Raw genomic sequence first — 10,765 nt, 5'->3', positions numbered from 1 at the left:
TGCACGCTGTCGATTTCGCTCGCCAGGGTACTGGTTTCGCTGATGACGTCGGCGAGGTTGTCGACGACATAGGTGTCGTTACCCAACCCGCCGATCAGTGTGTCGATGCCCACGCCGCCGTTCAGTACATTACCGGCGCTGTTACCGGTAAGCGTGTTGTTGAGGTTGTTGCCGGTGCCGTTGATGGCCGCGGTGCCGGTGAGCGTCAGTCGCTCTAGATTGGCTCCCAAGGTCCAACTCACGCTGGATTGCACGCTGTCGATTTCGCTCGCCAGGGTACTGGTTTCGCTGATGACGTCGGCGAGGTTGTCGACGACATAGGTGTCGTTACCCAACCCGCCGATCAGCAAGTCACTGCCGGCGCCGCCATTGAGAGTGTCATCGCCTGCAGTACCCCTCAGGGTGTCGTTGCCAGTAGTGCCGTTGAAAATCATTGTTCGGTACCTTTCATCATGATCTGTTCGAAACCACGACGCCGATGGTCTGTCTCGATGCGGTGAGCTCACAGCTGCAGGTCCACCTAGCTCCAAACCTCATCAGGCTAGGGGCTATAAAGTTCGCCTGACAGGATTGCACCCTGCCTTTGCGCGACATGCTGGGGTTGGAAACAGGCTGACGGAATAAGCAGGTTTGTTAATTCACTATTGCGCTTGATGTGGGTAAGGACAGGCCGGGGAAAGGGGACGCTGTGTAGATGGCCGCTTTTACGAGCCTTTTGTTTCATTATTGACAATAGAGTCTTTCTTTTGTGGGTTGTTCTTGTTCTATGTATTGGCTCATACAGTGGCAACGCGTCGGACTCAACGGGTTCTGACGTTCACCCACTGTTCAACTGATCCAGTAAGGAAGACCACGATGAACCTGAAGAGCTCCTTTATTGCTACCTCCCTCGCCGTTGCACTGGCCGCTGGCGGCGCCGCGCTGCTGACCGCCACCAGCAGCTTCGCTTACGACGAAGCCTCCACCGCCTCGATCAACGTCGATGCCGGCCAGGTGATCCTCAAGGGTTACGACACCGTGTCCTATTTCCAGGGCAAGCCGGCCATGGGCGACAAACGTTTCGCTGTGAAGCATGAGGGTGCCACCTACTACTTCGCCTCGGCCGAAAACATGAAGACCTTCCAGAGCGATGCCGCGCACTACGTGCCGCAGTTCGGCGGTTTCTGTGCCATGGGCGCGGCGCTGGGCAAGAAGCTGGATGTCGATCCGAGCCAGTACAAGGTGGTCGACGGCAAGCTGTACCTGAACGTCAACGCGGACGTGTTCAAGAAGTGGTCCGAGGACGTGCCGGGCAACATCGCCAAGGCCAACGCCAACTGGCCGTCCATCAAGGACAAGGCCCCGAGCAGCCTGTAACCCTGCTGCCCCTGTTGGCTAATGCCGCCGGCAGGGGCTTTCCGGAGACATGACATGAAAGTCCGAACCCTATCCGCACGTTGGCAGGCGCTGGGCCGTGATGCCCTGTTGCTGCTGGCCCGCATTACCCCAGGGGCGGTGTTCTGGCAATCCGGCCGGACCAAGGTCGATGGCTGGCAGCTCAGGGATTCGGCGCTCTACCTGTTTCAGGAGGAGTACCGCCTGCCGCTGATCGATCCGGCGCTGGCCGCCGGGCTCGCCGCCTTTGCCGAACATCTGTTGCCGATTCTGTTGCTGCTCGGGCTGGGTACACGCCTGGCGGCCGCCGGCCTGCTGGGCATGACGCTGGTGATTCAGCTGCTGGTCTACCCCGACGCCTGGCCGACCCACGGCACCTGGGCGGTGGCCTTGTTGCTGCTGATCGGGCAGGGCGGCGGACGCCTGAGCCTCGATCACGGACTACAGCGCCTGTGGCAGCGTCGCCACGACGTCAGCCAGAACCCCTGTGCCGGTCATGCCGATCCGGAACAATGCCTGAGGGCGCCGCAATGATTGAACTCTACAGTGCCAACACGCCCAACGGCCTCAAGGTGCCGATCGCTCTGGAAGAGCTGGACGTCGAATACCGCCTGATCAAGGTCAACCTGAGCCAGGGCGAGCAGAAGCGCCCGTCGTTCCTGGCGCTCAACCCCAATGGGCGGATTCCTGTGCTGGTCGATCTCGACGGTCCCGGCGCTCAGCCGCTCAACCTGGCCGAATCCGGCGCCATCCTGCTGTACCTGGCGCAGAAGCATGGCGCGCTGTTGCCGCAGGACCCCGTTGAGTACCAACGGGCCATGGAATACCTGTTCCTGCAGGTGGCCAGCGTCGGGCCGATGTTCGGTCAGGCCGGCTGGTTCCTGCGCTCGGCACCCGAGCCAGTGCCGCTGGCCATCGAGCGTTACCGCAACGAGTCGCTGCGCCTGACCGCTCTCCTGGACGAGCGTCTGGCCGAGGTGCCCTGGCTCGCCGGCAGCAGCTACTCGATCGCTGACATCATGCACTTCAGCTGGCTGCGCATTGCCGACTATGCCGGCGTCGACCTGAACCAATTCCCCCATGTCCGGGCCTGGATCGACCGAATCAGTGCCCGGCCCGCCGTGCAGCGGGCGCTGGCCCGGCTGCAGAACTGACCTTCTCTGAGGAACACCTTATGCAAACGCTCAACACCTGCCTGGCCCTGTCGCTGGCCAGTGCCTTGCTAGCCGCTACCCAGTCGGCCAGTGCTGCTGATGCCCCGGTCAATGCCGGCAAGGAAAAATGCTACGGCATCTCGCTGGCCGGGCAGAACGACTGCGCCGCCGGTCCCGGCACCTCTTGCGCGGGCACCTCGAAGATCGACTATCAGGGCAACGCCTGGAAGCTGGTTCCGGCCGGTACCTGCGTAGAGATCGAAACACCCTTCGGTAAAGGCTCGCTCGAGCCCGTGCAGCGGCCCTGAAGCATGAACAGTCTCGCGCTCCGTGGCGGTGCCGGTGTGGCGTTCAAGCCGGTGCATTTCGATGCCCTGCTGGCCAACCCGGGACGCGTCGACTTCATCGAGGTGCATGCGGAAAACTATTTCGGCGAGGGCGGCCTGCTGCATGCCCAACTCGCCGAGCTGCGCCGGCACCTGCCGCTGTCGGTGCATGGCGTGGGGCTGTCGCTGGGCGGCAGCGAGCGGCTCGACAGTCAGCATCTGCAGCGCCTCAAGGAACTGTGCCTGCGCTATGAGCCGGCGCTTGTCTCCGAGCACCTGGCCTGGTCGTCCCATGCCGGGGAGTACCTAGGCGATCTGCTGCCGCTGGCCTACAACCACGTTAGTCTGGAGCGGGTGGCCGGGCGGGTGCAGCACCTGCAGGAATATCTCGGCCGGCAGATCCTGATCGAGAATCCGGCCGCTTATCTGCGCCTGGCGGAGTCGGATATGCCTGAGGTTGAGTTCATTCGCCAGCTCTGCCATCGCACCGGCTGTGGGCTGCTGCTGGACCTCAATAATCTGCTGGTCAGCTGCCACAACTGTGGCGGCGATCCCTCACGCTACCTGGCCGAGTTGCCCGCCGAGCAGGTGGGTGAGGTGCACCTGGCCGGACATGCGCGAGTGGCGCTGCCGCGCGGGGAGCTGCTGCTGGATGAGCATGGCAGTGCTGTCGCGGATGCGACCTGGAGCCTCTACGTCGAGTGGCTGGTGCTCGCCGGCGCCCGTCCCAGCCTGATCGAGTGGGATCGCCAACTGCCCGCCTGGTCGGTACTCGCGGCGGAGGTGGATTGCGCCCGCGCGCTGCAGTGCAACCCCTACATGCCGGCATGCGGCGGCGGGGCATCGGCATGAGTCCGCTCGCTGCTGAGGAATTCACCCGGGGCTTGCTACGGCCCGGGGCTGTGCCGCTGCACCTGTCACAAATCGCCGACGCGGAGTTTGCCGCGCGCTTTGCCATCCACCGCAACAACGTGCGGGCGGCGCGCACGGAAGCGCTGCGGCAGGGCTTTCCGGTGCTGGAACGGTTGCTGGGCGCCGAGTATTTCAGTGCCCTGGCGGATGTCTTCGTCCAGCAGCACCCACCGCGCTCGGCCGCCTTCCACGAGTACGGCGCCGAGCTGGCCGGGTTCATCGAGGCCTTCGTGCCGCTGGCGCAAATGGGCTATCTCGCCGACATTGCCCGGCTCGAATGGGCACGCCTGCGGGCATTCCATGCCGCCGATGCGCCGGTCCCCGAGGTCGATGCCCTGGCCCTGGGTGGATTGGCGCAGCTGCTGGAGGCCCCGCTGCGCTGGCATCCCTCGGTCACCCTGCTGTGCTCGGCGCATCCTGTGTATCGCCTCTGGGCCAGCCAGCTGAACCAGGCCCCGACGCCCGGCGCGCAGGACTGGCACGGTGAGAATGTTCTGATCTGGCGCCAGGGCTTGCAACTGCGCACCGAGCCGCTGGATGAGCTGGGCTGTCTGCTGCTGCGGCACGTGCAGCGTGGCGGTAGCCTGACCGGTGCGCTGGCTCGTGCGGATATTGGCGTGCAGGCAGGGCTGGGGCGAGTGGCGGGCCTGCTGGTGTGGCAGGTATTCCAGCAGGTGGATTAGCGGGCCGAGTACGCCGGAGCCTTTTTGCGAGGTCATGGTGTGGCGCTATTGTGCATGCACTGGTTGCGCCAGCAGAATGACGCCAATAACCAGTCGATAGGCTGCCAAGTGCGCCCGGAAAAATCGCCTACCTTTTCTACTCCTGTCTGCCGGAAGTCGAATCATGGACCTCACCGCAATGCTGAAAATCCTCGCCAATCAGGATGGCTCGGATCTTTATCTGTCCACTGGCGCGCCGCCCTGCGCCAAGTTCAACGGTGTGCTCAAGCCGCTGTCCAGTGACGCGCTGAAGCCTGGCGAGGTCGAGCAGATTGCCCGTGGCGTGATGGATGAGGAGCAGCGCCAGCAGTTCGAGCGCGAGCTGGAGATGAACCTGGCCATGTCGGTGCCGGGTGTCGGGCGCTTTCGCATCAACATCTTCCGCCAGCGCAACGAAGTGTCCATGGTCTGCCGCAACATCAAGCTGGACATCCCGCTGTTCGAAGACCTCAAACTGCCGGAAATCCTGCTCAAGGTGGTGATGGAAAAACGTGGTCTGGTGCTGTTCGTCGGCGGTACAGGCTCGGGCAAGTCGACCTCCCTGGCGGCGCTGATCGATCACCGCAACCGCAACAGCAGTGGCCACATAATCACCATCGAGGACCCGGTGGAATATGTGCACCGACACAAGAAATCGATCATCAACCAGCGCGAGGTGGGCGTGGATACCCGCAGCTTCCAGGCGGCGCTGAAAAACACCCTGCGCCAGGCGCCGGACGTGATCCTGATCGGCGAAATCCGCGACCGCGAGACCATGGAGCATGCGCTGGCCTTCGCCGATACCGGGCACCTGGCGATTTCCACCCTGCACGCCAACAACGCCAACCAGGCGCTGGACCGCATCATCAACTTCTTTCCCGAGGAGCGTCGGCCGCAGCTGCTCAACGACCTGGGCAACAACCTCAAGGCGTTTGTCTCCCAGCGCCTGGTCAAGACCCAGGATGGCAAGCGCCGCGCGGCGGTGGAGGTGCTGCTGGGCACGGCGACCATCAGCGACATCATCAAGCGTGGCGAATTCGACCTGATCAAGGAGGTCATGGACAAGTCGCGCAACCTCGGCATGCAGACCTTCGATCAGGCGCTGATCGAGCTGGCCAAGGAGGGCGTGATCAGCGATGACGAGGCGATCAAGAACGCCGACTCGGCCAACAACGTGCGCCTCAAGCTCAAGCTGTATCGTGATGATCCGGCCAATGCGGCACTGCAACCGGCCGCTGCCAGCGCTGCTGTTGGTGCAGCCCCAGCCGCGCCGGCCCCCGCCAAGGCGGAGCCCAGTAGTTGGGGGCTGGAGTTGAAGCTGGAGGCTATCGAAGAAGAGGAACCGGCGCCGGAGGATCCGGGGCGGCCGGGTATCTAGCAGTCCGGTGAAAACTACCTGCGAAGGGCGCCTCAGGCGCCCTGTTCAGCCCTTTCCTGGGCCGTGATCTGCTGGGCCAGTTCGATCATCTGCTCACGCATCCAGCGGTTGGCTGGGTCCTGGTCTGTGCTTTCGTGCCAGTACAGGTGGGTTTCCAGCGGCGGTACATCCTTCACCGGCAGGGTCATGAAGTGCAGGTTGTGGCGGCGGGCAAAGCGCTCCGGCACCGTGATGGCCATGTCGGTATCGCGCATTACGCTGGAGGCCATCAGGTAGTGCTGCGAGCGCAGGGCGATCTTGCGCTGGATGCCCATCTTGCCCAGCGCCAGGTCGACATGGCCGAGGCCGCTGCGGCGACTGGAGATGTGAATGTGGGTCAGCGACATGTACTCGTCCAGGCTCAGCTTGTCCTTGGCCAGCGGATGCCCCTGGCGCACGGCGCAGACATAGCGATCTTCCATGAGCTTGACGTGACGCACCTGCGGGTCGGTGTTCAGCGGCGCGTCGACGGCGAAGTCCAGGCGTCCGGCCGCCAGCTCCTTGGTGGTTTCGCGGCGCTTGGCCAGGAAACTCTCGATGAAGATGTTGGGGGCTAGCCGGCGCAGGCGCTGGAACAGCGGCGGCAGAAGAATCTGCTCGGAAAGGTCGGTCATGCTGATGCGGTAGGTCTTGTTGGCCTGCTGCGGATTGAAGCTGCGGCTTTCCTGTACCGATACGCGTAACAACTGCAGGGCGCTGCGCACCGGTCCGATGATGTTCTGTGCCATGGGCGTGGGTACCATGCCCTGTGCGGTGCGCACGAACAGCGGATCATTGAAGGTCTCGCGCAGGCGCGCCAGGGCGTTGGACACCGCCGGCTGGGTGATGCCGACAATCTGCCCGGCGCGGGTCAGGTTGGCTTCGGTATAGATGGCGTCGAAGACGATGAACAGGTTGAGGTCGACCTTGGTGAGATTCATCTATACCGCTCCTGACAGGTGATGGGGCTGATCATACCCATCACGGGATCATATATGGCTTATGAATGTTCATACACGAGGAAAATAGCTTAGATAAATCTCCGGGGCTGATCTAGCATCTTCTCATCCGATACAACCAAGCCCGTCAGAAGGTAGCTCCCATGGATTTCGCCTACTCCCCCAAAGTCCAGGCTCTGCGTGAACGCGTTATGGCGTTCATGGAAGAGCATGTTTATCCCGCCGAAGCGATCTTCGAGCAGCAGGTCAACGAAGGTGATCGCTGGCAGCCGACCGCGATCATGGAGGAGCTCAAGGCCAAGGCCAAGGCTCAGGGTCTGTGGAACCTGTTCCTGCCGGAATCCGAGTTGGGTGCCGGCCTGACCAACACCGAATACGCGCCGCTGGCCGAGATCATGGGCAGCTCGCTGATCGGTGCCGAGCCGTTCAACTGTTCCGCGCCGGACACCGGCAACATGGAAGTGCTGGTGCGCTACGCCAACGAGGCGCAGAAGCAGCAGTGGCTGGTGCCGCTGCTCAACGGCGAGATCCGCTCCGCCTTTGCCATGACCGAGCCGGGCGTGGCCTCCAGCGACGCCACCAACATGGAAGCCCGCGCCGTGCGCGAGGGTGACGAGTGGGTGATCAACGGCCGCAAGTGGTGGACCTCCGGTGCCTGTGATCCGCGCTGCAAGATCATGATCTTCATGGGCCTGACCAACCCGGACGCGCCGCGTCACCAGCAGCACTCGATGATTCTGGTGCCGACCGAGACGCCGGGCGTGAAGATCGTTCGTCCGCTGCCGGTGTTCGGCTACGACGATGCCCCGCACGGCCACGCCGAAGTGGTGTTCGAGAACGTCCGCGTGCCTTACGAGAACGTGCTGCTGGGTGAAGGCCGTGGCTTCGAGATCGCCCAGGGCCGCCTCGGCCCAGGCCGCATCCACCACTGCATGCGTTCCATCGGCATGGCCGAGCGCGCCCTCAAACTGATGTGCCAGCGTGCCGTGACCCGCACCGCCTTCGGCAAGCCGCTGGCGCGTCTGGGGGGCAACCTCGATCACATCGCCGACTCGCGCATGGAGATCAATATGGCGCGCCTGCTGACCCTGAACGCGGCCTACATGATGGACACCGTGGGCAACAAGGTGGCTGCCAGCGAAATCGCTCAGATCAAGGTGGTGGCGCCGAACGTCGCGCTCAAGGTGATCGACCGCGCCATCCAGATTCACGGCGGCGCTGGCGTCTCCAACGACTTCCCGCTGGCCTATTGGTACGCCATGCAGCGTACCCTGCGTCTGGCCGACGGCCCGGACGAAGTGCACCGCATGGCCATCGGCAAGTACGAAGTGGGCAAGTATGTGCCGCGTGACATGATGAAAGCTTCGCGCTGAGCGGCGAAGTCACCGGATAAGGCCCGCCTGAGAGCGGGCCTTTTTTATGGGACTGTTAAATCTTTTGCTCGGCTATGTGTCTGGGCTTGCTGTTTCTGAGATGCGCGGAGGGTGCAGAGTCGATTTTTCCTGCCGAGAAAAACACTTGGGCATGGAGATTCAAGAAGGGTGTTTCGCACCCACTTCACAGCCCTGAGCGCCCAGCGGCGGGGCCTTGCGCCATGCGGGTTTGCCGTGAAATTAGTGTGCATTTTTTTGAGCGATAAACGGCATGCAAAAATGTGCAAAAAGCATCTTTTCTCAGAAGTCAAATGGGTGAATAATGCGCGCCGTTAGTGTTCAACAAAACATGATGGTGCGTTAAATATCTAAAACACCCTTGGCTGCCTGAGAGGAGGGCCAACCCCGTATGCCACAGCGCATTTGCATCCTAGAGACCGATCACCTCCGCCCCCAGCTGGCTGACCAGTACAAAGGCTATGGTCACATGTTCCAGCAGCTGTTCAGCAAACAGCCGATCGAGGCGGACTTCGAGGTCTACAATGTCGTCAACGGTGAGTACCCTCCCGAGGACCGACGCTATGATGCATATCTGATTACGGGTAGTAAGGCCGACTCCTTTGGTTCCGACCCCTGGATTCTTAATCTGCGTGACTACGTCAGGGCGCTCTATGAGCGTGGCGAGAAGCTGCTGGGCGTGTGTTTTGGTCACCAATTGTTGGCGCTGATCCTGGGTGGTTACACCGAGCGGGCTGAACAGGGCTGGGGTATCGGCGTGCACCGTTACCAGATCACCAGCAAACCCAGCTGGATGGAGCCTGCCGGCGAGACGCTCGACATGCTGATCTACCACCAGGATCAGGTCACCCGCCTGCCGGAGAATGCGACCCTGATCGCCACCAGCGAGTTCTGCCCGAACGCCGCCTACCACATCGGCGATCAGGTGCTGTGCTTCCAGGGGCATCCGGAGTTCATTCACGACTACACCCGCGATCTGCTCAACCTGCGCCGCGAAAGCTACGAGCCGGCGGTCTATGAGCAGGCCGTGCAGAGCCTGGCTCAGGAACAGCAGGGGCGTGCGGTGGCCGAGTGGATGATGCGTTTCGTGGCTCAGGGCAAGGCCGCCTGACCAGCCAGTCGTCATGTCAGTTTGACATCGCGGGCGCGGACCTTAAAAATCCGCGCCCGTTTTGTTTGTCATGGGCAAAACTGTCGAAAGGCAGTGACGCAAAGCCTCCGGTCTACCAGCGAAAGCTCAGGATAGCGGGGTTGCAGGCCATTCCCCTCCGCTGGGAATGGCATCTCACTGGGCATTGGCCCATGACTCCTATTGATATGATTTTTTGTAGGTCGTCATGCGCTGTATGTACTGCGAGCTGAATCTGGTTGGCCATTCCGAGGTCACCAGCATCCCCGGGCAGGGTCTTGCCCATTACAACTGCTTCATTACCGCCCAGTTCCAGAACCGGCGTTTTCGCGGCCTGGATATTGCGGCCTTGAGTGACGGCTGCCTTGAGCAACTCAAGGAGCTGGTGGTGACGGAAATGAATGAGCGCAATCGCGACGAGGCTGGCCCGGATATCGAGCTGTTCTGACCCCTACAGCCATTTCAGCCTCTTGAAGTTGGCGAACAGGGCCAGGCAGCCGCTGCCGATCACTCCGAGGACGGTGAAGTAACCGTAGTGCCAGCGCAGCTCGGGCATGAAGTCGAAATTCATGCCGTAAATCCCGGCAACGGCCGTGGGGAAAGCGAGTATCGCCGCCCAGGCGGCGAATTTGCGCTGCACCACGCTCTGCCGGGAGGCTTCCAGCAGCAGGCCCAATTCAATGGCGTGATCGGCCATTTCGCGCTGGTTGGTCAGGTCTTCCAGCAGGCGGTTGACGTGGATCGCCACATCGCGAAAGTACGGGCGCATGTGCTTGTCGATGAAGGGGAAGTCCAGCTGCTGCAGTTCCTGGCAGATTTCCACCAGAGGCCCGACGTAGCGCTTGAGACGCAGCAGATCGCGGCGCAGGCCATGAATCTGTTCAATCTGGGTTTGTTCCAGCGGCCGTTCCAGCACCGCCTGTTCCAGTGCCTCCAGTTCGCCATGGGTTTGTTCCAGCAGTGGGCGGTAGTTTTCGATGACGAAGCTGAGCAGGGCGTAGAGCACGAAATCCTCGCCATGCTCGAGCAGCAGCGGCCGCGCTTCACAGCGCTGGCGCACCGTCGAGTACGGCGCCGAGTTGCCGTAGCGCGCGCTGATCACATAGCCCTTGCCGGCAAACAGCTGGGTTTCGACGAAGCGCAGCTGGCCGTCCACCCGAAGCGGCGAATACAGCACCATGAACAGCGCATCGCCGAAGATTTCCAGCTTGGGCCGGGTGTGCTGGGCCAGGGCGTCTTCCAGGGCCAGCTCGTGCAGGTCGAACTGCTGCTGCAGCAGGCGCAGTTCCTCGGCGCCCGGATCATGCAGGCCGATCCAGGCGAAATGGCCTGGCTGCCTGGCCCATTGTCGGCCCTCGTCGAGGGCAATGTCGCGGACCTTGTGTCCCGCGCTGTAGACGGCGGCGGCTACCACATGCTGCAC

The 10,765-nt window shown here is 62.3% G+C and carries 12 protein-coding genes, 1 pseudogene and 1 riboswitch; of the genes and pseudogenes, 10 read left to right on the top strand and 3 right to left on the bottom strand.

Going from position 1 to position 10,765, the window contains the following annotated elements:
• A pseudogene (locus tag HNP49_RS16845) lies at positions 1 to 434 on the bottom strand (Ig family protein); the annotation flags it as partial.
• 421 nt (positions 435 to 855) lie between these two features.
• Between HNP49_RS16845 and HNP49_RS16840 the strand changes: the two are divergent.
• From HNP49_RS16840 to HNP49_RS16810, 7 genes are all read left to right on the top strand, one after another.
• Positions 856 to 1,356 carry a YHS domain-containing (seleno)protein gene (locus HNP49_RS16840; protein WP_184685171.1) on the top strand — a complete coding sequence of 167 codons (501 nt, stop codon included), beginning with the start codon at positions 856 to 858 and terminating at the stop codon, positions 1,354 to 1,356.
• Positions 1,357 to 1,410: 54 nt separating this feature from the next.
• Positions 1,411 to 1,908 carry a DoxX family membrane protein gene (locus tag HNP49_RS16835; protein ID WP_221445274.1) on the top strand — a complete coding sequence of 166 codons (498 nt, stop codon included), beginning with the start codon at positions 1,411 to 1,413 and terminating at the stop codon, positions 1,906 to 1,908.
• Positions 1,905 to 2,528: a glutathione S-transferase family protein gene (locus HNP49_RS16830; RefSeq protein WP_184685167.1), complete on the top strand. Its 624-nt coding sequence runs from the start codon at positions 1,905 to 1,907 to the stop codon at positions 2,526 to 2,528. Before HNP49_RS16835 ends, HNP49_RS16830 begins: the two co-directional genes overlap by 4 nt.
• Before the next feature lie 20 nt (positions 2,529 to 2,548).
• Entirely contained in the window at positions 2,549 to 2,836 is a 288-nt protein-coding gene (locus HNP49_RS16825; RefSeq protein WP_184685165.1) for a DUF2282 domain-containing protein, read from the top strand.
• A gap of 3 nt (positions 2,837 to 2,839) precedes the next feature.
• Entirely contained in the window at positions 2,840 to 3,706 is an 867-nt protein-coding gene (locus HNP49_RS16820; RefSeq protein ID WP_184685164.1) for a DUF692 family multinuclear iron-containing protein, read from the top strand.
• Complete coding sequence (locus tag HNP49_RS16815) at positions 3,703 to 4,449, top strand: putative DNA-binding domain-containing protein (RefSeq protein WP_184685162.1); 747 nt, start codon at positions 3,703 to 3,705, stop codon at positions 4,447 to 4,449. Before HNP49_RS16820 ends, HNP49_RS16815 begins: the two co-directional genes overlap by 4 nt.
• A gap of 163 nt (positions 4,450 to 4,612) precedes the next feature.
• On the top strand, positions 4,613 to 5,845 hold the full coding sequence (locus HNP49_RS16810; RefSeq protein ID WP_184685161.1) for a PilT/PilU family type 4a pilus ATPase: 1,233 nt from the start codon (positions 4,613 to 4,615) through the stop codon (positions 5,843 to 5,845).
• A 32-nt stretch (positions 5,846 to 5,877) separates the two neighbouring features.
• Here the strand turns inward: HNP49_RS16810 and HNP49_RS16805 are convergent, their stop codons facing one another.
• Complete coding sequence (locus tag HNP49_RS16805; RefSeq protein WP_184685160.1) at positions 5,878 to 6,804, bottom strand: LysR family transcriptional regulator; 927 nt, start codon at positions 6,802 to 6,804, stop codon at positions 5,878 to 5,880.
• A gap of 161 nt (positions 6,805 to 6,965) precedes the next feature.
• Here HNP49_RS16805 and HNP49_RS16800 point away from each other — a divergent pair, with 161 nt between their 5' ends.
• From HNP49_RS16800 to HNP49_RS16790, 3 genes are all read left to right on the top strand, one after another.
• Complete coding sequence (locus HNP49_RS16800) at positions 6,966 to 8,195, top strand: acyl-CoA dehydrogenase (RefSeq protein WP_184685159.1); 1,230 nt, start codon at positions 6,966 to 6,968, stop codon at positions 8,193 to 8,195.
• A 409-nt stretch (positions 8,196 to 8,604) separates the two neighbouring features.
• The gene (locus tag HNP49_RS16795) at positions 8,605 to 9,324 is read left to right on the top strand and encodes an amidotransferase (protein WP_184685158.1); all 720 of its coding nucleotides are present in this window, start codon (positions 8,605 to 8,607) and stop codon (positions 9,322 to 9,324) included.
• 63 nt (positions 9,325 to 9,387) lie between these two features.
• Positions 9,388 to 9,472, top strand: a riboswitch (cyclic di-GMP riboswitch).
• A 78-nt stretch (positions 9,473 to 9,550) separates the two neighbouring features.
• Positions 9,551 to 9,790, top strand: a complete 240-nt coding sequence (locus HNP49_RS16790; protein WP_184685157.1) for a DUF2175 domain-containing protein — start codon at positions 9,551 to 9,553, stop codon at positions 9,788 to 9,790.
• A gap of 3 nt (positions 9,791 to 9,793) precedes the next feature.
• Here HNP49_RS16790 and HNP49_RS16785 read toward each other — a convergent pair whose 3' ends face one another.
• Positions 9,794 to 10,765: a magnesium and cobalt transport protein CorA gene (locus HNP49_RS16785; protein WP_184685156.1), complete on the bottom strand. Its 972-nt coding sequence runs from the start codon at positions 10,763 to 10,765 to the stop codon at positions 9,794 to 9,796.

Source organism: Pseudomonas fluvialis, assembly GCF_014207935.1.
Lineage (GTDB): Bacteria > Pseudomonadota > Gammaproteobacteria > Pseudomonadales > Pseudomonadaceae > Aquipseudomonas > Aquipseudomonas fluvialis_A.
The sequence above is the reverse complement of the archived record's forward strand: the minus strand, read 5'-3'. Positions and strand labels throughout refer to the sequence as shown.